We start from the raw sequence: 25,810 nt of genomic DNA on the forward strand, positions 1-25,810 counted from the left end.
ACCGGAACCCGGGTTACTCGGCGTCGCGCAGCTCGTCGACGACGAGCGTCTCCTCGTGGATCGTGCCGTTGCGGTACGCCTGCCGGCCGATCATGTGCGCGCTCAGCGGCGCCGTCGCCATCTGGATGAGCACGACCGGCACGAGCGAGGCGACCGCGGCCCAGGATCGCAGCGCGAGCGCGACCGCGACCGCGATGAACAGCAGCCCGAGCACCTGGGGCTTCGTCGCCGCGTGAAGGCGCGAGGGCACGTCGCGGAAGCGCAGCAGACCGATCGCGGCCGTGACGCAGAGCACGGCACCGAGCAGGACGAGCACGAGCGCCACGATGTCGAGGATCGGATCCATCAGCGGTCCCTCCTCGCGACGAACCGCGCGACCGAGATGGAGCCGAACACCCCGACGGCCGCGATGATCAGCATGATCGGGATGGAACGCGCGTGCTGATTGATCACCATCTCCGCGCCGAGCACGCACAGCACCTCAGTCAGCAGCACATCGCTCGCGACGGCGCGGTCGAGGATCGACGGGCCCACCACGATCCGGACGATCGTCAGCGCGGCCGCGACCGCGAACGCGACCAGGATCACGCCGATCAGGATCGCCTTCATCGTGTCGGGGGTCATCCGGTCGCCTCCTTCCGGGGCGCGCGCAGCGCGGCGAGGTCGTCGCGGGAGCCGACGGCGCGGACGATCCGCTCCTCCCACAGCAGCACGTGGCGGCGCTGCTCCTCGGCGTCGGCCCGGTCGCGGATGCCGAGCACGTGGAGATACAGGATGCGCCGCTCCCGGTCGGCCTCGACGATCAGCGATCCGGGGATCAGCGACGAGGTGACGGCGACGTGGGTCATGATCAGGTCGGCGTCGGTGCGCAGCGGCACCGCGATGATGCCGCTCGTGGTCTCGCCGGGGCGCAGCGCCTGCCACGCGACAGTGACGGCACCGCGCACAAGCTCGCCGACGAACAGCAGCCCGAACACGAGGCCGTACCAGAGGTTCACGCGCCCCGACAGCTCGGCGGCCGGCAGGTGGAAGACCTTGGTCACGCCGATCGCCACGGCGATGCCCGTGATCGCGGCGAGCACCGTGAACTGGCCCCACAGCATCATCCAGAGCACGACGAGCCAGACGAAGAACGGCAGCTGGCTCCAGAAACGGCGGAAGGACGCCTTCGCGGTGGGGCTCATGACGACTCCTCCACCTCGCCCAGGTCGACGAGCGAGACGGGCTCGAGCAGAGCCGATCCGATCCGCTCGCAGATCTCGTACAGCGGCCCGGCGAAGACGGTGAGCCCGACCGACACGGCGACCATCCCCACGGTGGCGGCGGTCATGATGCGCGGGATCACCCGGCGCTCGCTGACCTCCTCGGCCGCGGGAGCGCCGCCGAGGTGCTGGATGCGCGCCTCGGTCTCGACCGAGTCGTCCTCCTCGCGCCAGAACGACAGGTTCCACGCGCGCATCAGGGCGTACAGCGTCAGCAGCGACGTGACGATGCCGCCCGCGATCAGCGTGTACATCAGCGGCGTGCCGACCTGGGCGGCGGCGTCGAACAGCGCGAACTTGCCGATGAAGCCCGAGAACGGCGGCAGGCCGCCGAGGTTCAGCGCGGGGATCAGGTACAGCGCCGCGAGCACCGGAGCGGCGCCGAACAGGCCCTTCACCTTCAGGATCGACGTGCTGCCTGCGCGGCGCTCGATGAGCCCCACGGCGAGGAACAGCGTCGTCTGCACCACGATGTGGTGGACCATGTAGTAGATCGTCGCGCCGATCGCCGCCTCGGTCACGATCGCGAGGCCGAAGATCATGTAGCCGACGTGGCTGACGAGCGTGAACGACAGGATGCGCTTGAGCTCGGCCTGAGCGACCGCGCCCAGCACGCCGACGATCATCGTCGCGAGGGCGATGACGAGCAGCAGCACGTTCACGTCGCTGTCGTTGAAGAGCTGCGTCTCGGTGCGGATCAGCGCGTAGACGCCGACCTTCGTCAGCAGGCCGGCGAACACCGCGGTGACGGGGGCGGGGGCCGTCGGGTACGAGTCGGGAAGCCAGAACGACAGCGGGAACACCGCCGCCTTCACGCTGAACGCCACGAGCAGCAGCAGATGCAGCACGAGCTGCACGTTGTCGGGAAGCTCGGTCATCCGCTCGGCGATCTGCGCCATGTTCACGGTGCCCAGCGCGCCGTAGATGACGGCGATGGCCGAGAGGAACAGCACGGACGACACGAGCGAGACGACGATGTAGACGACGCCCGTGCGGATCCGGGATTCGGTGCTGCCGAGCGTGATCAGCACGTACGACGCGACCAGCAGCATCTCGAAGCCGACGTAGAGGTTGAACAGGTCGCCCGCGATGAACGCGTCGAAGATTCCCGCCGCCAGGATGAGGTACGACGGGTGGAAGATCGACACCGGCGTCTCGTCGTCGCCGTCGGCGGCGCCCTGGCCGACCGAGAAGAGCAGAACCGCGAGCAGGACGACGCTCGACACCGCGACGAGCAGGGCGGCCAGGCGGTCGACGTAGAGCACGATGCCGAACGGCAGCGGCCAGCCCGCCACGGTGACCGCCAGCGGCGTGCCGGCGTCGACGATCACGAACATCGCGACCGCGATCGCGAAGGTCAGGGTCAGCGTGATGATCGAGACGCCGACCTGCAGCCGGCGGCGACGGCCGGCGACGAGCGTGACCGCGGCCCCGATGAGGGGAAGCCCCACGACGAGCGGCACGAGGAGGCTCGGGGTCATGAGCGGTCCTCCTCGTCCTCGTCGGTGTCGGTGCTGCGCCTGCGGTATTCCGATGAGGGAATGTCGACCGGCGCATCCGGCAACAGGCCCAGGGCGCCGGCGCCGTCTATCGCCCGCAGCGGCGAGGCGACCGTGTCGATGAAGTCGGTCGTCGCGTCGTCGCCGGCGGTCTCGGCGAGCGCCTGCTCGGCCTCCACCGAGCGGGCACGCAGCGCGAGGTCCTCGGCGTCGTCCTCGACCGTGTCGGCCTGCCCCAGCTGCCAGGACCGGTAGATGAGCGCGAGCAGGAACGCGCTCACGGCGAACGTGATGACGATCGCGGTGAGCATCAGGGCCTGGGGCAGCGGATCGCTGCGCGGACCGGCGTCGCCCGGATACTCGGCGTCGCCCGCGAAGGGAGCGGAGCCCGGGAAGCCCATCACGATGATCAGCAGCAGGTTCGTGGCGTTCCCGAGCAGCAGGAAGCCGATCAGCACGCGGGTCAGGCTGCGCTCGAGCATTGCGTACACGCCCGCCGCATAGAGCACCGCCATCACGATCACGAGGGTGAGGGAGACGTTCATCGGGCCTCCCCCTCACGCGGCGCGCTGACGCGCCAGGTCGCGTCGGAGCCCTTCATCTGCCTGTCGACCTCGGCGCCGAGGCTGCGCAGCACGTCGAGCACGAGGCCGATCACGACGAGGTACACGCCGACGTCGAAGATCGTGGAGGTGACGAACTCGACGTGCCCGACGATCGCGAGATCCGCCTCGAAGACGGCGCGGGTCAGCGGATCGAGGCCGAAGAACAGCGGCACGAGGGTCGTGCCGACCGCCAGCAGCATTCCCGTGCCGAGCAGCCATCCCGCGTCGGTCGGGGCCGCGACGCCGAGTTCGTACCGGCCGCCCGCGACGTAGCGCATCACGAGGGCCATGCCGGCGACGAGGCCGCCCGCGAAGCCGCCGCCTGGCAGGTTGTGCCCCGCGAAGAGGAGGTAGATCGACACGACGATGATCGTGTGGAACAGGACGCGGACGATCACCTCGAGCACGATCGAGCGCGACTCGGCGCTCATCTTCTGCCCGCCGACGAGCCAGGCCCTCGGGCGCTCGTCCGTGGCCGCGCTGTGCACCTCGATGCCGCCCGTGGTCTCGACGAGGTGCTTGCCGGCCGCGCCGAGGCGCGGGGTGCGCGACTGGCGTCCGCCGCCGGGAAGCCCGCGAGTGAGCCGCTGCAGGGTGTCGCTGCGGTCGGTGACGAACACGAGCGAGGCGACGCCGGTGGCCGCGAGGATCAGCACCGACAGCTCGCCCATCGTGTCCCATCCGCGCAGATCGACGAGGGCCACGTTGACGACGTTCTTCCCATGCCCGATCTCGTACGCGAGCTGCTCCCAGCCCTCCGAGACGGGCGAGTGGATGCGCGCACTCGAGGCGATGACGACGAGCGCGGCCATCGTGAGACCGACGGCGCCGGCGAGGATCGCCCGCAGGACGGGAGCCGCCGTGCCGTTGTGGGCGCCCATCCGGGACGGAAGGCGGCGCAGGACGAGCGCGAACGCGACGAGCGTGACCGTCTCGACGAGCACCTGGGTGAGGGCGAGGTCGGGGGCGCCGATCATGGCGAAGAGGGTGATCATGCCGAGGCCCGTGACGGCCACGAGCACGACGCTCGTGTAGCGCTTGCGCGCTCGCACGGCGATCACGGCGGCCGCGATCATGATCGGCGCGACGGCGAGCTGGACCGGATCCTGCCAGGCGTCCAGCGCGATCCGCCAGTCGGGCGCCGCGAGCAGGGCGACGCCCTCGCCCACGACCAGCACGACGAAGATCGTCGCGACGTAGATCGGCAACGAACCCCGCTGCGTCAGCGTGGTCACCGCGACCGAGGCGCGATCGACGCCGCGGGTGACGGCGTAGTACGCATCCGCCGCCGTGAAGGGCAGCACGCGGCCGGTCATGTCGAACCCGGTCGCGCGGGCGAGCCAGAACAGCGTCGCTCCGCCGGCGAGGGTGACGACCGACAGCAACAGGGCGGGGCCGAGGCCATGCCACAGGGCGAGGTGCGCGGGGTGCTCCGCGACCGGCGTGATCGCGGCGGCCGTGTCGGCATACGGCGCGATGAGCGTGTCGAGCATCGGCGCGACAAGACCGCCGGCGAGGCCCCCGGCCGCGAGCACAAGCGGCACCCCGAGGAAGCCGATCGGCGGGTCGGGCCACGCCGTGCGCGGGCGCTCGGCGCCCGTCCTGTCGCGCTTGGTCCAGAACGCGCCCCACAGGAACCGCGCGCCGTATGCCACCGTGAGCATGGATCCGGCGACAATGCCGATGAGGGCCGCGAGCGCCCATCCGTCTCCCGCACCGGACGCATCGAGCAGGGCGGTGAGCGCGCCCTCCTTCGCCACGAAGCCGAGCGTCGGCGGCAGGCCCGCCATCGAGGCGACCGCGACGGCGGAGATGACGGCCATCACCGGGGCCTGGCGGCCGACGCCCGACAGCTCGTCGATGTCTCGGGTGTTGAGCTGGCGGTCGATCACGCCCACCACGAGGAACAGCGTCGACTTGAACAGAGCGTGTGCGAGCAGCAGCGCGAGCCCGGCAAGTGCCGCATCGCGCGTGCCGTAGCCGATCACCACGGAGATGAAGCCGAGCTGGCTCACCGTGCCGAAGGCGAGGATGCGCTTCAGGTCGCTCTCGCGCAGCGCCTGCACACCGCCGAGCAGCATCGTGAAGACGCCGAGCGTGATGATCACGGGCCGCCACGGATCGGCGTCCGCGTAAACCGGAGCGAACCGGGCGAGCAGGTAGATTCCCGCCTTCACCATCGCCGCCGCGTGGAGGTAGGCGCTCACCGGCGTGGGGGCGGCCATGGCCCCGGGAAGCCAGAAGTGGAACGGGAAGATCGCCGACTTGCTGAGCGCGCCGACGAGAAGCAGCACGAGGGCGACGTTCACCAGCGGTCCGCTGGGCGCCAGCTCGAGGATCGTGCTGAGGCTCGTGGTGTCGGCGGTCGCGGCGAGGATGACGACGCCGATCAGCATCACGAGGCCGCCGAGCGTCGTGACGAGCAGCGCCTGCAGGGCCGCGCGGCGGCTTCCGGCACGCAGGTGATAGTGCCCGATGAGCAGGTACGACAGGATGCTCGTCATCTCCCAGAACATCACGAGCATGACGATGTCGTCGGTGAGCACGAGGCCGTACATCGCGCCGGCGAAGGCGAGCAGGACGCTGGAGAAGCGGCCGAGCCCTTCGGTCTTGCCGCGGAAGTACCAGCGGCAGTAGATCATCACGAGCGCCCCGACACCGCTCACAACGAGCGCCATGACCCAGCCGAGCGTGTCCATCCGCATGGAGATCTCGATGCCGAGCGGTCGGATCCACTCGTATGCCGCGAACGGCATGTCGCCCTGGACGACCCGCCCACCCATCCAGATCGCGTGGACCAGCGCCGCGAGCGGGAACAGCGCGCCCACATAGAACACGCGGGCGCCGAGCGGTTTCGCGAGGAGCGTCAGCAGCAGAGACCCTGCGGCGAACGAAAGAAGGAGAGGCAACATGGGCGTCTCCTCGGGCTCGTCGGGCGAAAGCGGCGGCTCAGGCAGGCGAAAGGGGGTTCACCCACTCTACCTGGGGACTTATGCCCTCCGACCCACGGCCTCGGTCGCCTCGGTCGTCACTTCGGCTCGGGGGCCGCTCAGAGAGGGCACCGAGACGAGGAGATCCCGCGAGAAGAGGAGGATCCGCGCCGGATCATCCTGTTCTCGAGTGATCCTCCTCGTGCGGAGCCGCGCTCGGCTCAGCCCTCCGCAGCGGCGGCCGCCCGCGCGGCCGCGGGAAGCGCGTCGACGATGCGCGAGAGGGCCACGTCGTCGTGCGCGGCCGTGAGGAACCAGGCCTCGAACACGCTCGGCGGAAGCGAGACGCCGCCGTCGAGCATCGCGTGGAAGAACGGGCCGTAGCGGAACGCCTGCTGGGCCTTGGCCCCGGGGTAGTCGCGCGGGGCCTCGGCGGCGAACACGGGGTTGAACAGGCTGCCCGCGCGAGAGATGGCGTGCTCGACACCCGCCTCGGTCAGCGCGGCCGACACCTCGAGCGCCACCCGGTCGGCGGCCTCGTCCACCGCGGCGTAGATCTCGGGCGTCGCGAGCTGCAGCGTCTTGATGCCCGCCGCGACCGACAGCGGATTCCCCGACAGCGTGCCGGCCTGATACACCGGTCCGACCGGCGCGAGCTGCTCCATCACGGCCGCCTTGCCGCCGAGGGCGGCGAGCGGCATTCCCCCGCCGATGACCTTGCCGAAGGTGATGAGGTCGGGCTCGTAGCGCTCCCCCGCCTCGACCTGCAGACCCCAGTACCCGGCCGGTCCGACGCGGAAGCCGGTCAGCACCTCGTCCAGGATGAGCAGCGCGCCGTGCTCGTGCGCGATGGCGGCGAGCCCCGCGTTGTAGCCGTCGGCGGGGCGCACGACGCCCATGTTCGCGGGGGCGGCTTCGACGATGATCGCCGCGATCTGGTCGCCGCGCTCGGCGAAGATCGCGCGCACCGCGTCGAGGTCGCCGTACGGCGCGACGAGGGTCTGCGCCGCGATGGGCGCCGGAACGCCGGCGGTGCCGGGAAGCGCGAGCGTCGCGAGGCCGGACCCGGCCGCAGCGAGGAGGCCGTCCGAGTGCCCGTGGTAGTTGCCGTCGAACTTGACCAGCAGGTCGCGGCCGGTCACGCCGCGCGCGAGCCGGATGGCCGTCATCGTCGCCTCGGTGCCGGTCGAGACGAGACGCACCTGCTCGACCGGGTTCAGACCGCCGGCCGAGACGCGCGCGGCGACCACATCGGCGAGTTCGACCTCTCCCTCGGTCGGGGCACCGAACGACAGGCCGCGGGTGGCGGCCTCGCGGACCGCCTCGACGACCTCGGGATGCGCGTGGCCGAGCAGCGCGGGTCCCCACGACGCGACGAGGTCGACGTACTCGCGCCCATCTGCATCGGTGATGTACGCGCCGCGCGCCGACTGCACGAACCGCGGCGTGCCGCCCACCGAGCCGTACGCCCGCACCGGCGAGTTCACGCCGCCGGGGATGACCTCACGGGCGTGGGCGAACAGGGTCTCGTTGCGATCGGCCATGAGTCCATTGTCTCGCGTTGCGCTGGACGCATCCGCTCCGCCGTGTCCCCAAGATGCCGGAACGAAGCGGCAACTCGGGGACACACCCGCGTTGTGTCCCCGAAGTCGCGGTATCAAGCGACAACTCGGGGACACACCCTCCGCCGTGTCCCCAAGATGCCGGAACGAAGCGGCAACTCGGGGTCACGCGCGCGGATGCTTCAGCCGTTTCGGCTCCCTCGCTGGCGCTCGGTCGCTCAACGACCGGCGGGTCCTAGAGCTCTTCCCGCAGCCACCCCGCGGCCTCGGCGGCCCAGTAGGTGAGGATGGCGTCCGCGCCCGCTCGGCGGATGCCGAGCAGCGACTCGAGGATCGCGCCGCGGCGGTCGATCCAGCCGTTCGCGCTGGCTGCCTCGACCATCGAGTACTCGCCCGAGACCTGGTAGGCCCACACCGGCACGTCCACGGACGCGCGCACGTCGGCGAGCACATCCAGATACGGCATCGCCGGCTTGACCATGACGATGTCGGCGCCCTCCTCGACGTCGAGGAGGGCCTCCTTCACTCCCTCGCGGCCGTTGCCGGGGTCGAGCTGGTAGGTGCGGCGGTCGCCCTTCAGCTGCGAGTCGACGGCCTCGCGGAAGGGGCCGTAGAACGCCCCGGCGTACTTCGCCGAGTACGCGAGGATCAGCGTGTCGGTGAAGCCCTCGTCGTCGAGCGCCTCGCGCACGGCGGCGACCTGGCCGTCCATCATCCCCGACAGGCCGAGCAGCGCCGATCCGGCCCGCGCCTGCGCGAGGCCCATGGCGGCGTACCGCTCGAGCGTCGCGTCGTTGTCGACCGATCCGTCGGCGGTGAGCACGCCGCAGTGACCGTGGTCGGTGAACTCGTCGAGGCACAGGTCGGTCTGCACGACGAGCGCGTCGCCGACCTCGGCGACGACCGCCTCGGTCGCGACGTTCAGGATTCCCCGCGGGTCGTCGGCACCGGATCCGGTCGCATCCCGCGTCGCGGGCACGCCGAACAGCATGATCCCGCCCACCCCGGCCGCCGCGGCGTCGGCGGCGGCACGACGCAGCGAGTCGAGCGTGTGCTGCTGCACACCGGGCATCGACGAGATCTCCGCGGGCTCGGTCAGGCCCTCGCGCACGAACGCGGGAAGCACGAGCTGCGACGGCACGAGATGGGTCTCGCGCACCAGCCGCCGCACCGCGGGCGACTGACGAAGCCGGCGCGGGCGGTGGGTGGGGAAACTCATCATCGGGGAGTCTCCTGCGGCTCCTCCGTGACGGTCTCGATGAGGCCGGTCGGCGAGGGATCCACGCGGATCGTGCCGGTCGCCACGGGCCCCGTCGCCGGGATGGCCAGCGCCTGCGCGGTCAGCTCGGGCACCGGGATCGCCTCGAGCGCCTGGATGAGCGAGTCGATCGTCTGCTCGGGCGCGATCACGTGGATCGGCAGCCCGATGAGGTCTGCATCGTGCGCGGTGCGCGGGCCGATGGCGGCGATGACCGTGCTGTCGGCGATGTGCGGGAACTGCTCGCGCACCTGTTCGGCGACCGAACCGGACGTGACGAGGATGGCGTTGATCCTGCCCGTCACAACGTCGCGCACGACGTTCTCCTTGGCGGGCACACCCACGGTGCGGTAGGCGACGACGCTGCGGACGTCGTGCCCGGCGGCGATGAGCATCTCGGTGAGCACGGGCTTCGCGATCTCGCTGCGGAGCGTCAGGATGCGCCGCGGCTCGGGCTCGAGGCCGTTCATCTGGCGGGCCATTCCCGCGGCCGAGTTGTCGCTCTCGGGAACCAGGTCGACGCGGTAGCCGACCGCGCTGAGCGCGGCGGCGGTCGTCTCGCCGACGGCGGCGATCTTCGTCTCGTCGGGGATCTTCGCGTCGTACGCGTAGAGGACGTCGACGGTCGTCGCGCTCGTGACCGTGAGCCAGTCGAACCGGCCGGCGGCGAGGTCGGCGAGGGCCGCCTCGAGCGTCGCGGAGTCATCGGTCGGGGCGAAGTTGATGAGCGGGGCGATCACGGGGACCGCGCCCTGCGAGCGGAGGGTGGCCGCGACGCCGTCGCCCCAGGGACCGCCGCGCGGCACGAGGACGCGCCAGCCGGTCAAGGGCTTCTCCGGGCGATGAGTGGAAGCTGTGTTCATGAGGGGGACTCTCGGGGTACGAGGTCGGCCGCCCCACGTTCGAGCAGCCGACGAGCGATACCGTCTCCGATATCGCGCGCGTGGTCGATCTGATCCACGCCATCGGCAGCATCCGCACCGTTGCCGCTGCCCTGTCGATGAATATACCCCCGACCCGGCGTGTCGAACGACACGGTCTCGGTGAGCGCGACGTTCACGACGTGCTGGCCGTCCGGGCCGTACACTTCGGCCTGCACGTGAAGCCGGTCGCCCTCGAAGCGGGCGTGGACGCCCACCGGCGCGTGGCATCCGGCCTCGATCCCGCCCAGCACCGTGCGCTCCACGGTCACCGCGAAGCGAGTCGCGGGGTCGTCGAGCCGGCGGATGGCGGCGAGGAGCTCGGGATCCGCATCCGCGCGCGTCTCGACCGCGAGAGCGCCCTGGCCGGCGGCCGTCGGCCAGGCGCCGAGGTCGCGCTGCTCGTAGTGAAGCGGCGTCTCCGGCCCGAGCCGATCGAGCCCGGCCGCGGCGAGGACGATCGCCGAGAGCTCCCCGTCGACGACGCGCTGCATCCGCGAGTCGACGTTTCCGCGCAGATCGTGGATGCGCAGCCCGGGGTTCGCCCGCAGCACCTGCGCGATGCGTCGCGGCGATCCGGTGCCGATGACCGATCCCGCGGGGAGCTGCTCGAGCGGCGTCCCGTCGCGGGTCAGGATGACGTCGCGCGCGTCGGCGCGCACGGGCGTCGCCGCGATCTCGAGTTCCTCCGGCTGGGCTGTCGGCAGATCCTTCAGCGAGTGGACGAGCAGGTCGCACTCCCCCGCCGCCAGCGCCTCGCGCAGCCGAGTGGCGAACACTCCCGTGCCGCCGAGCTGCGACAGCGAGCCGCGGTTCGTGTCGCCCTCGGACACGATCTGCACGAGCTCGACCGGACGACCCGAGACCTCCTCGAGCGCGCGCGCCACGTGACCCGACTGGGTCATCGCGAGGGCGCTGCGTCGTGTGCCGAGGCGGATCGGCGCGCCGGCCGTGACGCCGGTCACTGCAGGATCTCGGCGATCTCGGCGATCTCGACGCGTCGGCCGGTGAAGAACGGCACCTCCTCGCGCACATGACGGCGCGCCTCGGTGTAACGCAGCTCGCGCATCATGTCGACGAGGTCGGTGAGCTCATCCGCCTCCATGGGAAGCATCCACTCGTAGTCGCCGAGGGCGAAGGAGGCCATGGTGTTGGCCGTGACGCCGCGGAAGGCGGCGCCCTTCATGCCGTGATCGCGCAGCATCGCGCTGCGCTCCTCCTCTGGCAGCAGGTACCACTCGTAGCTGCGCACGAACGGGTAGACGGTGAGCCACCCCTTGGCGGGGATGCCGCGCATGTAACCCGGCACGTGGCGCTTGTTGAACTCGGCGTCGCGGTGAACCGCCATCGCGTTCCAGGTCGGCAGCAGCGGAGAGAGCAGGTCGGTGCGGCGCAGGCGACGCACGGCGCGCTGCAGGTCCTCCGGCACGGGGCCGTGGATCCACACCATCAGGTCGGCGTCGGCACGCAGCCCGCTGACGTCGTAGAAGCCGCGCACCGTCACACCGCCCTCGGCGAGGTACGTGACGATGTCCTCGAGCTCGATCGCGTCGGCCGGGCCCACGGGCTGCGCGGGGTTGCGGCGCCACACGGCCCAGAGGCTGTAGCTGTCGCCGCCGACCTCGGGCTCGGCGGGCGTGGCGGAGGGAGCGTGATGCGGGTCAGCCATGGATCCATCCTCCCCCTCGCCTCGGCGGAGGCAAAACGCGGCAGGTCACGACGGGGTCTCACTTCCCTGCCTCGGGCTCGCTCGTCGAACGAGCGGGCCTCCGGCTCGGGTTCTGCCGCCGCGGTGGATCAGCGGGCGATCAGGCGCGCGATGCCCCAGATCGCGGCGCCGACCGCGACGGCGACGCCGACGGCCGCGGCGACCGCGAGCCCCGGCTCGCGGTCGGCGAAGGCGCGGGCCTTGACGGCGCCGGCCTCGAGCTTCTCGGAGGCACGGGCCGGAAGGTTCGCCTTGTGCTCGATCGCGGCGAGCGCGGCCGAGAGCTCCGCACGGGCGCGCTCGACGGGATCCGTGATCCCGCTGGGCACGACGGTGCGAGGCGTCTGGCTCGTGTAGCGCACGGCGTCAGTACTCACTGGCGGCCTCCTTCACGATCTGGATGTCCGTCTTCGCGGCCGAGAAGGGACTCTCCCGCTTGCCGATCTTCTTGTAGAAGGCGAGGCCGATGAACCCGGCGACGATGGCGAGCACCACTCCGACGCCCATCACGATGAGCGCCGACGCCCAGACGGGCAGCCACAGCGAGAGCAGGGCGACGAGGAACGTCAGGAAGAGCGGCACGACCCACGCAATGAAGAACAGGCCGACGAACATCATCCCGGTGCCGATGCCGGCGTCGGTGGCGGTCTTGACGAGCCAGCCCTTGATGGCGTTGAACTCGGCGACGATCAGGTTCTTGACCAGCTGCGGCACGTCGCCGACGAGGGTGAAGAGTCCGTCGTCTGCGCGGTCCCGCACGGGCGAGCCCCGACCGTCGCGCCGAGGCGACTGGATGCTCATTTCGTGCCAGCCACCTTCTTGACGTCGGTGCCGTCCGTGTCGGCGGCCTTCTTGACGTCGTCGGCCGCGTCCTTCGTCGCGTCCAGTGCGGCGTCGAGCTTGCTGCCGGGAGTGCCCTGCTTGTTCACGGCCTTGGCGACGCCGACGGCGCCGTTCCACGCGGCGCGCGGCAGCGCCATGGCGCTGGACGTCGCGAGCTTCTTCGCCTTGCCGACCTGCTCCTGCACCGGGTCCATGTTCCAGACCTTGAGCGCCTGGGTCTTGATCTGCTCGTAGCGCTCACGGCCCGCACGAGTGCCGAGCACGTAGCCCGCACCGAGGCCGATCACGAGTCCCAATTTCCCCCGCATGGGTTCTCCTCACGTCGTAGGGCCGCGCTGCGCGCGAGCCCGCCAATGGATCTGCGAGTGCTGCGTTCGTGTTCGAGAGTAGCCCTGTATTCCGATCTCGGCATCCGGTTGCGGTCGGCAGGGTCACCCGCTAAGGGCGCGTCGCGCACGCGGTTCGGGCGCCGCGAAACGCGGAGGATCCCGCGAGATGCGGAGATCCGCGACCGGATCATCCTCGGTTCGCACGATCTCCTGGCGCGCACTCAGCCGAACAGCGCGCCCCGGCGCACGCGATCCGCCTCCTCGAGGGCATCGGGAACGACCTGGGCGAGCCCGGTCCCCGCGAGCCAGGCGCCCGCGGCACCGAGGGAGGGGACGGATCGGATCACGTCGCGGGTGCGCTCGGTCGCCTCGCGCAGCCCGATCGTCGCCGCGGGCTGCGACTGCGCGAAGCGCGCGATCGCGAATCCGCGCAGCTGCGCGCGCTTGAGCGGCACGCCGAGCAGCGCGGACGCCTCCTCCACCGCCAGCGCGGCGATCTCGTCGTCGCTCATCCCGTCGGTCACGGGCGCCTCGCCCTGCGCGCCGAACGACACCCGGACGACCTCGCGCCGCGAGCCGGCCCGCTCGGCGATCCAGCTCCACTTGGCGCTCGCGTGGGTGAGGGCCTTCGCGCGGAAGGCGCCGGGCACGGTGAGCACGCCGGTGCCGCGCGGCGCGGCCGCGAGCTCGGGGGCGTCGAGCACGAGCGTGACGACGTGCACCACCGGACCCGGGGTGGGCGGCCCGGCCGCGAGCCCGGCCACATGCGGGGCGAGAAGCGTGCGGGCCGCCGACTCCTCGGTCGCCACGATCACGACATCCGCCTCGACCGTCTCGTCGCCGAGGAGGATGCGCCATCCGCCTCCCGCTCGGTCGAGCGACGCGACCGGAGTTTCGGTCCGGATGTCGACGCCCTGCTCGCGCAGCGACGCGGCGAGCGCGTCGACGAGCCGGCCGATGCCGCCGTCGAGGCCCTGGACCGCGGCTCCCGGCGCCTTGCCCTCCCCGGAACGGGCGGCCGTGAGCTCGGCCACCGCGCCCGTCAGCGACCCGGCCCGGGTGAGGGCGGCGTTCAGGCCCGGGGCAGCGATGTCGGGGTCGATGTCGTCGGGCCGCGCCGAGTAGACGCCGCTGGTCACGGGGGCCACGAGCCGGTCGAGCACCGCTGAACCGAGGCGCGAGCGCACGAGGCGGCCCAGGCTGCGCTCGTGGCCGATCGTCAGCGGCGGACGCAGCCGGTCGAGGTACGCGCGCCACGCGCCACCCCAGCCGATCACCCGGCGGACGTCCTCCGCGAACGGGTTCGCCGGGATGCCCAGGATGCCGCCCTTCGGCAGCGGCGCCGCCTTGCCGCCCGGAAGTCCGGCAACCCACGCGCCGGCGCGGTTCGGTTCGACGACCGCGTCGCCGAGACCCAGCTCGTCGATGAGGCGCCGCACGTGCCCGCCGCGGGTGGCGAAGCTCTCGGCGCCGAGGTCGAGCGCGATGCCGTCGACTTCGCCGGAGCGGATGGCGCCGCCGAGCCGATCGGTCGCCTCGAGCAGCGTCACGGTCATCCCGACCTTGGCGAACTCCCGCGCGGCGACGAGCCCCGCGATCCCACCACCGATCACCGCGACGCGGGTTGCGTGCGCGTGCTCGAACAGACTCCCGACGTCGGCGGTCATCTCAGAGCGAGTGGACGAGCTCGACGACGCGCGTCAGGACGGTCGGGTCGGTCTCGGGCGGCACGCCGTGGCCGAGGTTGACGACGTGGGCGCGCGCCGCGCGGCCGCGTTCGACGACGCCGCGCACGTGCTGCTCGAGCACCTCCCACGGGGCGCCGAGCAGCGCGGGGTCGATGTTCCCCTGCAGCGTCGTGTCGGGGCCGATGATCGCCGCGGCCTCGTCGAGCGGCAGGCGCCAGTCGACGCCGACGGCCGAGGCGACCCCGTCGAGCCGCATGTCGCCGAGGAACGGACCGGTGCCGACGCCGAAGTGGATGACCGGGACGGGCAGATCCTGCACCGCGGCCTTCGAATGCGGGGCGACGAAGCGGCGGAAGACATCCGGATCCAGCGAGCCCGCCCACGAGTCGAACAGCTGCACCGCGGCGGCGCCCGCCTCGATCTGCGCTTGAAGGAACGCGCGCGAGACGCCGGAGAGCCAGCCGGCGAGGCGATGCCACGATTCGGGATCCGCCTGCATCATCGCCCGGGCGCGGAGGTGCTCCTTCGAGGGGCCGCCCTCGACGAGGTACGCCGCGAGGGTGAACGGCGCCCCGGCGAAGCCGATCAGCGGCGTCCCGGTCGTGTCCAGCTCGGCGACCGTGAGGCGCACCGCCTCGCGCACGGGATCCGCGGCCGCGGCGACCTCCGCCGGGTCGATCGCGGTGATCCGCGCGACGTTGTCGGCCGTGCGGATGGGAGACGCGAACACCGGGCCGCGGCCCGGCTCGATCTCGACCTCGATGCCCGCGAGGCGCAGGGGGACGACGATGTCGCTGAAGAAGATGCCGGCGTCGACGCCGTGACGGCGCACCGGCTGCAGCGTGATCTCGGCGGCGAGGTCGGGCGTCAGGCACGCGTCGAGCATCCGCGTCCCGACCCGCAGCTCGCGGTACTCGGGAAGCGAACGACCGGCCTGCCGCATGAACCAGATCGGAGCGGTCTCGGGACGGTCACCACGAAGTGCGCGGAGCAGGGGCGCGTCGGCAGAGGGCATTCCCCCATCTTGCCGCGTTCACCTTCAGGATCCCCTGGCCGTCCATCGCGCGGTCCCTCGACGTCGAACCATCCGGGGCGGCCGCCCAGCCGGGACTCAGCCCACGGTTTCGACGCGGCGTAGAATCGGATCGTGCTGCTGTGTGTCACCGCGAGTCATAAGACTGCGCCCTTCGACGTGCTCGAGCAGCTGTCCGCGCCCGGTGCCGACAAGATCGCGCCGCTCATCGCCCCCTCGGTCGACGGCGTCGTCGTGCTCTCGACGTGCAACCGCATCGAGGCGTACGTCGAGACCGACAGCGACGACACCGCCCTGGTGATCGCCGACGCGATGCGCTCCGCCTCCGGACTGAGCCCCGAGGAGTTCGCCGGTTCCTACGCGGTCAAGACCGACGGCAAGGCGGCCGAGCACCTCTTCGCGGTCGCCGCGGGCCTGGAGTCGGTCGTGATCGGCGAGGGCGAGATCGGCGGCCAGGTGCGCCGCGCGCTCACCGACGCGCGCCAGCTCGGCACGACGACGAGCGACCTGGAGCGGATGTTCCAGCGCGCCACCGAGACGCAGAAGGCGATCAAGAACGCGACGGCCCTCGGCCGCGCGGGCCGCTCGCTCGTCCGCCTCGCTCTCGAGCTGACCGACAGCCGCCTCGCCGACTGGACCACCCAGCGCGTGCTGCTGATGGGAACCGGCATGTACGCGGCGGCCACGATCGCCGCCCTGCGCGAGCGCGGCGTCACCGACATCACCGTGTTCTCCGCCTCCGGCCGCGGGGCGAAGTTCGGCGAGAAGTACGGGATCGCGCACACGACCAAGGCGACCCTCGTCGAGACCGCCATCCGCAGCGACATCATCATCACGTGCACGACAAGCGAGGAGCCGGTCGTGACCCCCGCGACCGTCGCCGGGCTCGACAAGCCGCTGTTCGTGATCGACCTGGGCCTCCCCCGCAACGTCGACCCCGCCGTCGGCGAGCTTCCGGGAGTGACGCTGCTCGACCTCGAGACGATCCGCCTTCACGCGCCGCTCGAGGAGCTGCAGGCGACCGATGCCGCCCGCCAGATGGTGAAGGATGCCGCCGCGCGCTTCACCGACGGACGCCGCGGCCGCAGCGCCCAGCCGGCGATCGTCGCCCTGCGCCAGCACGTGTTCGGCCTGCTCGAGGCCGAGATCGGCCGGCGCCCCGAGGCCGAGGCGGCACTGCGCCACCTCGTCGGCACGCTGCTTCACACCCCCACCGTGCGGGCCGCCGAGTACGCGCGCCAGGGCCGGGCCGATGAGGTGTTCGCCGCGATCGAGACGCTGTTCGGCGTGGACGTGCGCCCCGCGGTCGAGGCCGCGGAGGCCGCCGCGCAGCCGGCCGACGCCGCCGCCGAGCCCGCTGCCGCCTGCCCCGTCACGGGCGCGGCCGCGCTGGGCTGATCCGCTTCAGCTCCCTCCGACACGCACCCGTGCCGGGAGCCCATCCATCACGCGAGGACACATCCGCGCGGATGCACTCTCCCTGTCCCCGTGCGCGCTCGCGGATCGGCGTGTGATGTCGACGGGCGGAGATCCGACGGACAATGGATTCATGGCCCTCACGATCACCGGCGACGCCGACGCCGACGCGCTGCTGACAGACAACCCCCTCGCCCTGCTCATCGGGATGCTGCTGGATCAGCAGATCGCGATGGAGACGGCGTTCACGGGTCCCGAGAAGATCCGGCAGCGGATCGGATCCGTCGACTCGCGCGAGATCGCGGCCTACGACCCCGACGCGTTCATCGAGGTCTTCCGGCAGACGCCGGCCGTTCACCGGTTCCCCGGATCGATGGCGGACCGGGTGCGGACGCTCTGCCAGACGATCGTCGACGAGTGGGGCGGCGACGCCGCCGCGATCTGGACACGTCCTTCGAACGGCACCGGCGATCCGGATGGCAAGGAGGTGCTGAAGCGCCTGAAGGCCCTTCCCGGCTTCGGCGACCAGAAGGCGCGGATCTTCCTCGCGCTGCTCGGCAAGCAGTACGGCTTCGCCGGGGCAGGATGGCGCGAGGCCGCGGGCGCCTACGGCGAGGAGGGCTCGTTCCGCTCCGTCGCCGACATCACCAGCCCCGAGACCCTCGCGAAGGTGCGCGAGTACAAGCGGGCGGCGAAGGCCGCCGCGAAGGCTTGAGATGCAGCCGACGGGCGGTGACCTCGGCGCCTTCCTGCTCGGCGTGACGCCCGAGCGCCGGCGCACGGACGCGCAGGAGCTGATCGAGCTGATGCGCGAGGTCAGCGGCCGCGATCCCGTGCTGTGGGGGACGATCATCGGCTTCGGCGCGTGCCACTACGTCTACCCGACCGGCACCGAGGGCGACATGCCCGTGCTCGCGTTCTCCCCGCGCAAGACCGCCACGACGATCTACCTCGACGACACGGGCGCCTACCCGGACGAGCTCGCGCGCCTCGGCCCGCACACCACGGGACGCGGCTGTCTCTACCTCAAGAAGCTCGACGCGGTCGATCTGGACGTGCTGCGCGCCATCCTCACGCGCTGCCTCGCCCGCACCGAGGCGGGCGGAGCCGAGGGCGTGCGGATCACCGTTACCGGCTGATCCGCCCCGTCCTGCGGGATCCCCCGGCTCAGGCCCCGCGCAGGCGCTCGCTGAGGTAGGCGCGCAGGTTCTCGAGCGGCACGCGCTCCTGGCCCATGGTGTCGCGGTCGCGCACCGTCACGGCGCGGTCGTCGAGCGAGTCGAAGTCGATCGTCACGCACAGCGGTGTGCCGATCTCGTCCTGGCGGCGGTAGCGACGGCCGATGGCGCCGGCGTCGTCGAAGTCGACGTTCCACGTGCCGCGGAGGTCGTCGGCCACCTCGCGCGCGAGCGGCGAGAGGCGCTCGTTGCGCGACAGCGGCAGCACGGCGACCTTCACCGGCGCGAGGCGCGGGTCGAGCTTCAGCACCGTGCGGGTGTCGGTGCCGCCCTTCGCGTTCGGCACCTCCTCCTCGGTGTAGGCGTCGATCAGGAATGCCATCATCGAGCGGGTCAGACCGAACGACGGCTCGATCACGAACGGCACGTACTTCTCGCCCGAGGCCTGGTCGAAGTACTCGAGCTTGCTGCCCGAGGCCTTGATGTGGTTCGTCAGGTCGAAGTCGGTGCGGTTGGCGATGCCCATCAGCTCGCCCCAGCCCTTGCCGGGGAAGCCGAAGTCGTACTCGACGTCGATCGTGCGGTCGGAGTAGTGGGCGCGCTCGCCATCCGGGATGTCGAGCTTGCGCATGTGTGACGGGTCGATGCCCAGGTCGAGGAACCAGTTCCAGCACGCGTCGACCCAGTGATCGAACCACTCGGCGGCATCCGCCGGCGGCACGAAGAACTCGATCTCCATCTGCTCGAACTCGCGCGTGCGGAAGATGAAGTTGCCGGGGGTGATCTCGTTGCGGAACGCCTTGCCGACCTGGCCGACGCCGAACGGCGGCTTCTTGCGCGACGCGGTGAGCACGTTCGCGAAGTTCACGAAGATGCCCTGGGCCGTCTCCGGGCGCAGGTAGTAGAGGCCCGACTCGTCGTCGACGACGCCGAGGTAGGTCTTCACGAGACCCGAGAACGACTTCGGCTCGGTCCACTGACCGCGCGTGCCGCAGTCGGGGCAGGCGATGTCGGCCATGCCGTTCTCGGGCTGGCGGCCCTTCTTCTCCGCGAACGCCTCGATGAGGTGATCCTCGCGGTGGCGCTTGTGGCAGTTCAGGCACTCGACGAGCGGGTCGGTGAACGTGGCGACGTGACCGGACGCCTCCCACACCTTGGTGGGAAGGATGATCGACGAGTCGAGGCCGACCATGTCGCCGCGGCCGCGCACGAACGTCTGCCACCACTGGCGGCGGATGTTCTCCTTCAGCTCGGTGCCGAGGGGGCCGTAGTCCCAGGCCGACCGCGAGCCGCCGTAGATCTCTCCCGCCTGGAAGACGAACCCGCGGTGGCGGGCGAGGCTGATGACCTTGTCGAGGCGGGAGGGCTCGGCCACGGTGGCTCCAATGGTCGGGAAGGATCGGGAGGTGGCGCACCGAGAGGCGCGCGGATACCCCAATCCTAGTTCGTGCCCCGCGCGTGCCCGCCGCCGGCGCTGGGATCCCGCGGCCCGGCGCCCTCGCGTCGCTAGAGTGACCGGATGGCGACGGCGCGAGACATCACGACCTTCTTCGACGGCGAGCCGCCCGCCGGGCTGTCGCCCTGGGTCGTACCGCCGGTCGCCGAGCACATCGCCATCGTCGAGCCCGACCCGGCATGGCCCGAGGTGTACGCCGAGCTCGCCGCGCGCATCCGCGCCACGCTCGGGCCCCGAGCGCTCGACATCCTGCACGTGGGCTCGACCTCGGTTCCGGGGCTGCCCGCCAAGCCGATCATCGACATCGACCTGATCGTCGCCGATCCGGCCGACGAGCCCGCCTGGCTCCCCGCGCTCCAGGACGCGGGATTCATGCTGACGGTGCGCGAGCCGTGGTGGTACGAGCATCGGTGCCTGCGTCTCGCGCAGCCGCGCTGCAACCTCCACGTGTTCGGGCCGGATGCGCCCGAGCCCTGGAAGCACCGCGTCTTCGGCGATCACCTGCGCCGCGACGCCGCCGACCGCGCCCTCTACGCCGAGACGAAGCGCGCCGCCGCAGGACAGGCGAACGCCGAGGGCGAGACGGTGATGGAATACAACGCGCGCAAGCAGGCGGTCATCCGCGACATCTACGCGCGCGCCTTCCGCGCCGCCGGGCTCGCCTGACCAGGCCTGTCGGATGTCGGTCCCCGCTGTCAGGATGACGGCATGAGCCTCCCCACCCTCGGTGTCATCTTCCGTCCGCAGTCGCCGCCGGAGGCGCTGCGCGAGATCGTCGAAGCGGTCGACGCGACCGACGTCGCCGAGCTGTGGCTCTGGGAGGACTGCTTCTCGGAGGGCGGCATCGCCACCGCGGCGGCGGCCCTCGCGTGGAGCGAGCGCGTGAAGGTCGGCATCGGGCTGCTGCCGGTGCCGCTGCGCAATCCGGCGCTCGCGGCGATGGAGCTCGCGACGCTCGAGCGCCTCGCACCCGGGCGCGTGATCGCTGGGCTCGGGCACGGCGTGCTCGACTGGATGGGGCAGGTGGGTGCGCGCGCCGAGTCGCCGCTCACGCTGCTGCGCGAGTACACAACGGCGGTGCGGGCGCTGCTCGACGGCGAGAAGGTGGATGCCGACGGCCGCTACGTGAAGCTCGACGGCGTCGCGCTCGACTGGGCCCCGCAGGCGCCGCCCGAGCTGGTGCTCGGCGCCACTCGGGAGAAGACCCTGCGCCTCGCGGGCGAGCTCGCCGACGGCGTGCTGCTCGTGGGCGACACCGACGCCGAGGCGCTCCGCTCCGCACGCGCGATCGTCGAGGAGGGCCGCGCCGCATCCGGTCGCGACGGTCTCCCCCGCGTGATCACGTATGCCGAGGTCGATCCCGCCCAGCCCGACCTGCGCGGTGTGCTTCGGGCGCGCGCGGAGGAACTCGCCGCAGCCGGGGCCGACGCGGTCGCGTTCCACGGCACGTTCGACGCGCCCGATCCGCGGCCCCTGCTCGACGCCCTGGCGTAGTCAGTCGACGTCGGCCGGGCGGGCCGACCAGGTGTCGCAGGCGATCAGCTCGCCGCTGGACAAGCCGGTGGCGATCCACGACAGGTTCGACTCGCCCGTTCCGTGGGTGTCGGTGTCGGTGTCGGTCCGAACTGCCGGGCGAACTCCTCGGCGTCCTGTCCACTCCAGCCCGCCTGATCCCACGCGGCGAGGGCCTGCGCCCCGAGGCACGTCGCCTGCAGCTCGAAACGGCGGTTCGCCTCGAGGTCGTCGACACCGGCGGCGAGGGTGGCGAGTCGCGCGTCCCACAGGCCAGCGAGCCCCTGCAGGTGATGCGCGTACTCGTGGGCGACGACCCACAGCGGCCCGAGGCGCGTGTCGCCGTACTGCCCGAGCACGTGCTGCGCATCGAGGAAGATCGCCGCCGTGTCGACGCAGTACTCGCCCGTCGAGCTGTTCTCGCCGCAGGAGATCTCCGAGAACTCGAGCACCGGGGAGGTGAACTCGAATCCCGCCGCCTCGACGAGCGGCCGGTAGGCCCTGTCGAGGCAGGCGACCGCCTCCACCCCCAGGACGCGCACCTGCGCCTGATCCCGCGGCGAGATCGTCGAGAGCTCACACGAGAACGGGGCGAGGCTCTGGGCCAGGATGGGCGACCGCGTCAGGTACGTCACCGCGTCATCCCGGACCGGATCGAACAGCGTGCCCGAGGGATACGGCACCTCGTGGGCGATGACGAGCGGCGGGGGGAGCCGGCCGGGGACGACGCCGTCGGGCGCCTGCGACTCGGGCAGCCCCGTGGGGCCCGGCGAACCGCCCGCCGCGGACGGCGACAGCGACGGCAGTGCCGGGGCGCATCCGACGAGCACGAGCACCCCGAGAAGCACCAGGGCAGCACGCCCTCCGCGCCGTCGCGGATCCCGCATGCGACTATCGAGCCACGTCGCGCCCGGCGCGTCAACGGCGGCGCTCATCCCCAGGGTGACGCGCCCTCCCCGGGCCGCAGCGGGCGCAGCCGCGCCGGGGGCCAGGGCAGCTCGTGCGTCTCGTACGGCACGTCGATCGCACCCCAGTCCTCGGTCTTCACGACGACCCGTCCCGGCCCGTCGAGCGTCGCCGGCGAGACGTCCACGATCCGGACCCGGACGGCATCCGCGCCGTCCCGCTCGAGCATCCACGGCTCGGCGAGCCAGGAGAGACCGATCGCCTCGAGGGCCTCCTCCGCCTCGACCCAGTCGAGCGGACCGCTCACGTCGGCGCCGAACAGCGAGACCGCGACCCACTGGTCACCCTCGGGGCGGATCCAGCCGATCAGCTCGCGATCCATCCCGCGGCGGTGCGGGATCCAGTCGGGCCCGAGCATCAGGCGCGCACGAACAGATATCCGCGGGCGCTGTCGAAGCCCGCGATCTTCAGCCCGCGGCCGAACTGCTCCTCCATCTGGCCGCGCAGGGCCGTGCGCCATTCATGCGCGGCGGCCGGGTCATCCACACGCATCGTCTCGACGTCGCCCGGGATCTCGACCGTGGCGACGACGTCCTCCTCCGCGGGAGGCTTGGCGATGTCCGCGAGGGCCCACTCCACGTCGAGGCGGTCGCTCTCATCGCCCGCGTCGCCGCCGCCGAAGATCCCGTACTGGTTGACGGCGTAGCCGGTCACCCGCGCGCCGAGAACGGTGAGGAAGAAGTGCGCGTTGCGGGCGACGAGCGGGTCGAACGTCCAGGTGATGTTGCCGACCTCGCGCGAGAACGCCCACTGGCGCTGGTGCTCCTTGAGCTCGCGGCCCCAGCCGCGGCCGCGGTACTCGGGCAGCAGGGCGGTGATGTGCGAGTGCATCGTGCGCCGGCCGGGAGCGCCGAAGAAGGCGATCGACGCGCCGACCATGTGCTGCTCGTCGCCGTCGCCGTCGAACAGACCGACCACGTAGTTGCCCGACTGCTGCAGGGCGCGGAGCGTCCCCGCGTCGATCGTGCGCTCGGACCGACGCAGCGAGTCGAACAGGTCCTGCGCCTGGATGATGAGCTCTACCGTGTCGAGGTCGCGGATGGTTCGCATGGGATCAGTCTCGTGCTTTTCGCAGGCGGTCGCACGCGCGGGCGAGCGGAGGACGTCCGACGGCCCCGGGATCGCGGAAGGCCCACCCCCGGTCCCGCCCGGCCGAGCCCTGCCCCTCTGACCGCCGATAGCCTGGCGAGATGGGTGGACGAGATGACAGACGCGCGCTGACGACCTCCACCCCGAAGTGGCTGACGGTCGGCGTGCTGGCGTTCACGGGCCTCTGCTCGGCCTACATGTTCACGCTCGTCGTGCCGATCCAGGCCGAGCTTCCGCACCTGCTGAACGCCGACCGCGACGACACGGCCTGGGTCGTGACCATCACGCTGCTCGTGGCCGCCTGCGCGACGCCGATCTCCGGCCGGCTCGGCGACATGTACGGCAAGCGCCGGATCGTGCTGGTGCTGATCGGCCTCCTGATCGCCGGCTCTCTCGTCGCGGCGCTTGCGGGTGGGATCGGCGGTGTCATCATCGGGCGCGCGCTGCAGGGCGCCACGACGGGCGTGATCCCGCTGGGCATCGCGATCATGCGCGACATCCTGCCGCCCGCCCGCCTCGGCACCGCGGTCGCCCTGATGAGCGCCACCATGGGGGTCGGCGGCGCGGTGGGCCTGCCGGTGAGCGCCCTGATCGTCGAGCACCTGAACTGGCACCTGCTGTTCTGGCTCGCCGCAGCCCTCGGCGTCGTGGCGCTTGTGCTGGTGGCGCTGTTCGTGCCGCCGAGCACGCTGCGCACCCCCGGCAGGTTCGACTTCGTCGGCGCCGCCGGGCTCGCGGCGGGGCTCGTCGGCGTGCTGCTCGCGATCTCCCGCGGCGCCGACTGGGGATGGCTGTCGCCGGCAACGCTCGGATCCGGGATCGGCGGGATCCTGATCCTGCTCCTGTGGGGCTGGTACCAGCTGCGCTCCGCCGACCCGCTTCTCGACCTGCGCGTCGCCGCGCGGCCGACCGTGCTCTTCACGAACCTCGCCGCGATCGGCATGGGCTTCTCACTGTTCGGCACCAACGTGACGCTGCCCCAGATGCTCGAGCTGCCCGTCGAATCGGGCGCGGGGCTCGGGCAGACGATGTTCGTCTCGGCGCTGATCGTGATGCCGTCCGGCCTCGTGATGCTCGTCATCTCGCCGCTGTCCGGCTGGCTCGAGCGCACCCTCGGCGCGCGGTTTATGCTCGCGTTCGGCACGGGAGCGGTGGGGGTCTCCTACGTGTTCCTGCTGCTGTGGTCGAGCGAGGTGTGGCACCTGCTGGTCGCGAACATCCTGATCGGCGTGGGGGTCGGCTTCAGCTTCGCGGCGATGCCGATGCTCATCATGCGCGCCGTGCCGTCGCACGAGACCGGCGCCTCCAACGGCATCAACGCGCTGTTCCGCTCGCTCGGAACCTCGGTCGCCTCGGCGGTGATGGCCGCGGTCCTCGCGGCGCTCACCGTGAACGTCGGCGGCGTCGCCGTGCCGAGTACCGACGCGTTCGTGGTCTGCTTCTGGCTCGGTGCCGCAGCCGCGGTCGGCGCGTGCGTGCTCTCGCTGCTCATCCCGCGTCACCCGCACATCGAGCACGCGTCGATCCCCGACCGCGACTGATCCGCGTCCTGCCGGTTCCGCTCGGCGACGCGGCGGAGCAGACTGTCGGGACGGAGGTCCGCCGCCGGGCGGGCGGGATGGAGGACGAGGATGTCTCACACCTACAGCGTCAGCGAGATCGTCGGCTCATCGCCGGAGGGAACGGATGCGGCGATCCGCAGCGCCCTCGAGCGCGCGGCCGCGACAGTGCGCAACATCGAGTGGTTCGAGGTGGTGTCCACGCGCGGCCACGCCGACAGCACGGGGGTGCTGCACTTCCAGGTGACCCTGAAGGTGGGCTTCCGCCTGGAGGACCCCGCGTGACGCCCCGGGGCCGCGCGTGAGCCTGCGGCTCGAGGCGGTGGCCTTCGAGGCCGAGGACCCCCGCGCTGCCGGCGCGTTCTGGGCCGGCTTGCTCGGCCGGGAGGCTCTGGAGGAGCCGGGCGGGATGCTCGTTCCGGGTGACGAGACGCAGGTCGGGATCCGCTTCGTCCAGGTGATGACGCCCGACGCCGCCCCCGACCGCCTCCACGTGCACGTGACGAGTGCGACCGTCGACGTCCAGCGGCACACGCTGGAGAGGGCGCTGCGCCTTGGCGGGCGCAGGCGCGGGACGAAGCCGCCGCCGCCCGGGCACATCGTCTACATGTCGGACGCCGCCGGCTACGACTTCTGCCTCATCGAACCCGGCAACGCCTACCTCGACGGCTGCGGGCCTCTCGGCGAGGTCACGTGCGAGGGCACGCGCGCCGGCGCGACCTTCTGGCGCGACGCCCTCGGCTGGGCGGTGGTGTGGGACGAGGGCGAGCAGCTCGCCATCCAGTCGCCACACGGCGGCACCAAGATCGCGTGGGACGGCGAGGACGCGCCGCCCGACGTCGGCGGCACCCGCCAGCGCTTCGACCTGGTCGCCTCCGACGCCGACGCGGCGGTCGAACGCCTGATCGACTTCGGCGCGCGGTTCCTCGGCCGGCGGGATGGCGCCGTCTGGCTGACGGATCCGGACGGCGGCGAGTTCACCGTCCGCCGCGGCTGA

The 25,810-nt window shown here is 71.7% G+C and carries 28 protein-coding genes; 8 read left to right on the forward strand and 20 right to left on the reverse strand.

What is annotated here, in order from left to right:
* Positions 1-13: 13 nt before the first annotated feature.
* The 16 genes from mnhG to hemE all read right to left on the reverse strand — a co-directional run bounded on the left by mnhG (position 14) and on the right by hemE (position 15,619).
* Positions 14-346, reverse strand: coding sequence for a monovalent cation/H(+) antiporter subunit G (mnhG, locus tag ABD161_RS00415; protein WP_343998640.1), 333 nt, complete (start codon positions 344-346; stop codon positions 14-16).
* A complete protein-coding gene (locus ABD161_RS00420; RefSeq protein ID WP_343998641.1) occupies positions 346-624 on the reverse strand; it encodes an MrpF/PhaF family protein in 279 nt (92 codons plus the stop codon). The genes mnhG and ABD161_RS00420 overlap by 1 nt, the downstream gene beginning before the upstream one ends.
* Positions 621-1,184, reverse strand: coding sequence for a Na+/H+ antiporter subunit E (locus ABD161_RS00425; RefSeq protein ID WP_343998642.1), 564 nt, complete (start codon positions 1,182-1,184; stop codon positions 621-623). Before ABD161_RS00425 ends, ABD161_RS00420 begins: the two co-directional genes overlap by 4 nt.
* Complete coding sequence (locus ABD161_RS00430) at positions 1,181-2,743, reverse strand: Na+/H+ antiporter subunit D (protein WP_343998644.1); 1,563 nt, start codon at positions 2,741-2,743, stop codon at positions 1,181-1,183. Before ABD161_RS00430 ends, ABD161_RS00425 begins: the two co-directional genes overlap by 4 nt.
* Positions 2,740-3,306: a Na(+)/H(+) antiporter subunit C gene (locus ABD161_RS00435; RefSeq protein WP_135114677.1), complete on the reverse strand. Its 567-nt coding sequence runs from the start codon at positions 3,304-3,306 to the stop codon at positions 2,740-2,742. Before ABD161_RS00435 ends, ABD161_RS00430 begins: the two co-directional genes overlap by 4 nt.
* On the reverse strand, positions 3,303-6,278 hold the full coding sequence (locus ABD161_RS00440) for a Na+/H+ antiporter subunit A (protein WP_343998647.1): 2,976 nt from the start codon (positions 6,276-6,278) through the stop codon (positions 3,303-3,305). The genes ABD161_RS00435 and ABD161_RS00440 overlap by 4 nt, the downstream gene beginning before the upstream one ends.
* 239 nt (positions 6,279-6,517) lie before the next feature.
* Complete coding sequence (gene hemL / locus ABD161_RS00445) at positions 6,518-7,840, reverse strand: glutamate-1-semialdehyde 2,1-aminomutase (RefSeq protein ID WP_343998649.1); 1,323 nt, start codon at positions 7,838-7,840, stop codon at positions 6,518-6,520.
* Positions 7,841-8,093: 253 nt separating this feature from the next.
* Positions 8,094-9,077, reverse strand: a complete 984-nt coding sequence (gene hemB, locus ABD161_RS00450; RefSeq protein ID WP_343998651.1) for a porphobilinogen synthase — start codon at positions 9,075-9,077, stop codon at positions 8,094-8,096.
* On the reverse strand, positions 9,077-9,979 hold the full coding sequence (locus tag ABD161_RS00455; RefSeq protein ID WP_343998653.1) for a uroporphyrinogen-III synthase: 903 nt from the start codon (positions 9,977-9,979) through the stop codon (positions 9,077-9,079). The genes hemB and ABD161_RS00455 overlap by 1 nt, the downstream gene beginning before the upstream one ends.
* On the reverse strand, positions 9,976-11,001 hold the full coding sequence (gene hemC, locus ABD161_RS00460) for a hydroxymethylbilane synthase (protein ID WP_343998656.1): 1,026 nt from the start codon (positions 10,999-11,001) through the stop codon (positions 9,976-9,978). The genes ABD161_RS00455 and hemC overlap by 4 nt, the downstream gene beginning before the upstream one ends.
* Positions 10,998-11,705 (reverse strand): hydrogen peroxide-dependent heme synthase, encoded by a 708-nt coding sequence (gene hemQ / locus ABD161_RS00465; protein WP_343998658.1) that lies wholly within the window; start codon positions 11,703-11,705, stop codon positions 10,998-11,000. The genes hemC and hemQ overlap by 4 nt, the downstream gene beginning before the upstream one ends.
* A gap of 128 nt (positions 11,706-11,833) precedes the next feature.
* Complete coding sequence (locus ABD161_RS00470; protein WP_343998660.1) at positions 11,834-12,121, reverse strand: hypothetical protein; 288 nt, start codon at positions 12,119-12,121, stop codon at positions 11,834-11,836.
* Positions 12,111-12,503, reverse strand: coding sequence for a phage holin family protein (locus tag ABD161_RS00475; protein ID WP_233441170.1), 393 nt, complete (start codon positions 12,501-12,503; stop codon positions 12,111-12,113). Before ABD161_RS00475 ends, ABD161_RS00470 begins: the two co-directional genes overlap by 11 nt.
* Positions 12,504-12,541: 38 nt before the next feature.
* Complete coding sequence (locus ABD161_RS00480; protein WP_135114670.1) at positions 12,542-12,895, reverse strand: hypothetical protein; 354 nt, start codon at positions 12,893-12,895, stop codon at positions 12,542-12,544.
* A gap of 242 nt (positions 12,896-13,137) precedes the next feature.
* Positions 13,138-14,583: a protoporphyrinogen oxidase gene (gene hemG / locus ABD161_RS00485; RefSeq protein WP_343998664.1), complete on the reverse strand. Its 1,446-nt coding sequence runs from the start codon at positions 14,581-14,583 to the stop codon at positions 13,138-13,140.
* 1 nt (position 14,584) lies between these two features.
* Positions 14,585-15,619, reverse strand: a complete 1,035-nt coding sequence (gene hemE / locus ABD161_RS00490; protein ID WP_343998666.1) for a uroporphyrinogen decarboxylase — start codon at positions 15,617-15,619, stop codon at positions 14,585-14,587.
* 132 nt (positions 15,620-15,751) lie between these two features.
* On the opposite strand from hemE, the gene ABD161_RS00495 reads away from it, so the two are divergent.
* The 3 genes from ABD161_RS00495 (at position 15,752) to ABD161_RS00505 (ending at position 18,192) form a co-directional block, all read left to right on the forward strand.
* Entirely contained in the window at positions 15,752-17,035 is a 1,284-nt protein-coding gene (locus ABD161_RS00495) for a glutamyl-tRNA reductase (RefSeq protein WP_343998668.1), read from the forward strand.
* A gap of 151 nt (positions 17,036-17,186) precedes the next feature.
* Entirely contained in the window at positions 17,187-17,768 is a 582-nt protein-coding gene (locus tag ABD161_RS00500) for an HhH-GPD-type base excision DNA repair protein (protein WP_343998670.1), read from the forward strand.
* Between the two features lies 1 nt (position 17,769).
* Entirely contained in the window at positions 17,770-18,192 is a 423-nt protein-coding gene (locus ABD161_RS00505) for a DUF1801 domain-containing protein (protein ID WP_343998672.1), read from the forward strand.
* Between the two features lie 28 nt (positions 18,193-18,220).
* On the opposite strand, the gene ABD161_RS00510 is transcribed toward ABD161_RS00505, so the two are convergent.
* Positions 18,221-19,606, reverse strand: a complete 1,386-nt coding sequence (locus ABD161_RS00510; RefSeq protein ID WP_343998674.1) for a glycine--tRNA ligase — start codon at positions 19,604-19,606, stop codon at positions 18,221-18,223.
* 144 nt (positions 19,607-19,750) lie between these two features.
* Here ABD161_RS00510 and ABD161_RS00515 point away from each other — a divergent pair, with 144 nt between their 5' ends.
* The gene (locus tag ABD161_RS00515) at positions 19,751-20,353 is read left to right on the forward strand and encodes a GrpB family protein (RefSeq protein ID WP_343998676.1); all 603 of its coding nucleotides are present in this window, start codon (positions 19,751-19,753) and stop codon (positions 20,351-20,353) included.
* A 42-nt stretch (positions 20,354-20,395) separates the two neighbouring features.
* A complete protein-coding gene (locus ABD161_RS00520; protein ID WP_135114664.1) occupies positions 20,396-21,181 on the forward strand; it encodes an LLM class flavin-dependent oxidoreductase in 786 nt (261 codons plus the stop codon).
* A 44-nt stretch (positions 21,182-21,225) separates the two neighbouring features.
* On the opposite strand, the gene ABD161_RS00525 is transcribed toward ABD161_RS00520, so the two are convergent.
* Genes ABD161_RS00525 through ABD161_RS00535 form a run of 3 tightly spaced genes read right to left on the reverse strand, consistent with a single transcriptional unit; the run spans position 21,226 to position 23,215 of the window.
* Positions 21,226-22,134, reverse strand: coding sequence for a neutral zinc metallopeptidase (locus ABD161_RS00525; RefSeq protein ID WP_343998678.1), 909 nt, complete (start codon positions 22,132-22,134; stop codon positions 21,226-21,228).
* The gene (locus tag ABD161_RS00530) at positions 22,131-22,523 is read right to left on the reverse strand and encodes a hypothetical protein (protein WP_343998680.1); all 393 of its coding nucleotides are present in this window, start codon (positions 22,521-22,523) and stop codon (positions 22,131-22,133) included. The genes ABD161_RS00525 and ABD161_RS00530 overlap by 4 nt, the downstream gene beginning before the upstream one ends.
* The gene (locus ABD161_RS00535; protein ID WP_135114662.1) at positions 22,523-23,215 is read right to left on the reverse strand and encodes a GNAT family N-acetyltransferase; all 693 of its coding nucleotides are present in this window, start codon (positions 23,213-23,215) and stop codon (positions 22,523-22,525) included. Before ABD161_RS00535 ends, ABD161_RS00530 begins: the two co-directional genes overlap by 1 nt.
* 140 nt (positions 23,216-23,355) lie before the next feature.
* On the opposite strand from ABD161_RS00535, the gene ABD161_RS00540 reads away from it, so the two are divergent.
* The 3 genes from ABD161_RS00540 (at position 23,356) to ABD161_RS00550 (ending at position 25,810) form a co-directional block, all read left to right on the forward strand.
* Entirely contained in the window at positions 23,356-24,795 is a 1,440-nt protein-coding gene (locus ABD161_RS00540) for an MFS transporter (protein WP_343998682.1), read from the forward strand.
* A 90-nt stretch (positions 24,796-24,885) separates the two neighbouring features.
* Complete coding sequence (locus tag ABD161_RS00545; protein WP_135114660.1) at positions 24,886-25,098, forward strand: dodecin; 213 nt, start codon at positions 24,886-24,888, stop codon at positions 25,096-25,098.
* A gap of 16 nt (positions 25,099-25,114) precedes the next feature.
* Positions 25,115-25,810 (forward strand): VOC family protein, encoded by a 696-nt coding sequence (locus ABD161_RS00550; RefSeq protein WP_343998685.1) that lies wholly within the window; start codon positions 25,115-25,117, stop codon positions 25,808-25,810.

It is taken from the genome of Microbacterium paludicola (assembly GCF_039529675.1).
Lineage (GTDB): Bacteria > Actinomycetota > Actinomycetes > Actinomycetales > Microbacteriaceae > Microbacterium > Microbacterium paludicola.

What these genes read in the sequence shown, in the direction of transcription:
- ABD161_RS00545 (WP_135114660.1), top strand. Translation starts at nt 24,886, where the DNA reads ATGTCTCACACCTACAGCGTCAGCGAGATCGTCGGCTCATCGCCGGAG.
- hemG (WP_343998664.1), bottom strand. Translation starts at nt 14,583, where the DNA reads ATGACCGCCGACGTCGGGAGTCTGTTCGAGCACGCGCACGCAACCCGC.
- hemL (WP_343998649.1), bottom strand. Translation starts at nt 7,840, where the DNA reads ATGGCCGATCGCAACGAGACCCTGTTCGCCCACGCCCGTGAGGTCATC.
- hemE (WP_343998666.1), bottom strand. Translation starts at nt 15,619, where the DNA reads ATGCCCTCTGCCGACGCGCCCCTGCTCCGCGCACTTCGTGGTGACCGT.
- ABD161_RS00530 (WP_343998680.1), bottom strand. Translation starts at nt 22,523, where the DNA reads ATGCTCGGGCCCGACTGGATCCCGCACCGCCGCGGGATGGATCGCGAG.
- ABD161_RS00430 (WP_343998644.1), bottom strand. Translation starts at nt 2,743, where the DNA reads ATGACCCCGAGCCTCCTCGTGCCGCTCGTCGTGGGGCTTCCCCTCATC.
- ABD161_RS00515 (WP_343998676.1), top strand. Translation starts at nt 19,751, where the DNA reads ATGGCGACGGCGCGAGACATCACGACCTTCTTCGACGGCGAGCCGCCC.
- ABD161_RS00520 (WP_135114664.1), top strand. Translation starts at nt 20,396, where the DNA reads ATGAGCCTCCCCACCCTCGGTGTCATCTTCCGTCCGCAGTCGCCGCCG.
- ABD161_RS00540 (WP_343998682.1), top strand. Translation starts at nt 23,356, where the DNA reads ATGGGTGGACGAGATGACAGACGCGCGCTGACGACCTCCACCCCGAAG.
- ABD161_RS00505 (WP_343998672.1), top strand. Translation starts at nt 17,770, where the DNA reads ATGCAGCCGACGGGCGGTGACCTCGGCGCCTTCCTGCTCGGCGTGACG.
- mnhG (WP_343998640.1), bottom strand. Translation starts at nt 346, where the DNA reads ATGGATCCGATCCTCGACATCGTGGCGCTCGTGCTCGTCCTGCTCGGT.
- ABD161_RS00425 (WP_343998642.1), bottom strand. Translation starts at nt 1,184, where the DNA reads ATGAGCCCCACCGCGAAGGCGTCCTTCCGCCGTTTCTGGAGCCAGCTG.
- ABD161_RS00455 (WP_343998653.1), bottom strand. Translation starts at nt 9,979, where the DNA reads ATGAACACAGCTTCCACTCATCGCCCGGAGAAGCCCTTGACCGGCTGG.
- ABD161_RS00440 (WP_343998647.1), bottom strand. Translation starts at nt 6,278, where the DNA reads ATGTTGCCTCTCCTTCTTTCGTTCGCCGCAGGGTCTCTGCTGCTGACG.
- hemB (WP_343998651.1), bottom strand. Translation starts at nt 9,077, where the DNA reads ATGAGTTTCCCCACCCACCGCCCGCGCCGGCTTCGTCAGTCGCCCGCG.
- ABD161_RS00420 (WP_343998641.1), bottom strand. Translation starts at nt 624, where the DNA reads ATGACCCCCGACACGATGAAGGCGATCCTGATCGGCGTGATCCTGGTC.
- ABD161_RS00500 (WP_343998670.1), top strand. Translation starts at nt 17,187, where the DNA reads ATGGCCCTCACGATCACCGGCGACGCCGACGCCGACGCGCTGCTGACA.
- ABD161_RS00525 (WP_343998678.1), bottom strand. Translation starts at nt 22,134, where the DNA reads ATGAGCGCCGCCGTTGACGCGCCGGGCGCGACGTGGCTCGATAGTCGC.
- ABD161_RS00535 (WP_135114662.1), bottom strand. Translation starts at nt 23,215, where the DNA reads ATGCGAACCATCCGCGACCTCGACACGGTAGAGCTCATCATCCAGGCG.
- hemQ (WP_343998658.1), bottom strand. Translation starts at nt 11,705, where the DNA reads ATGGCTGACCCGCATCACGCTCCCTCCGCCACGCCCGCCGAGCCCGAG.
- ABD161_RS00480 (WP_135114670.1), bottom strand. Translation starts at nt 12,895, where the DNA reads ATGCGGGGGAAATTGGGACTCGTGATCGGCCTCGGTGCGGGCTACGTG.
- ABD161_RS00435 (WP_135114677.1), bottom strand. Translation starts at nt 3,306, where the DNA reads ATGAACGTCTCCCTCACCCTCGTGATCGTGATGGCGGTGCTCTATGCG.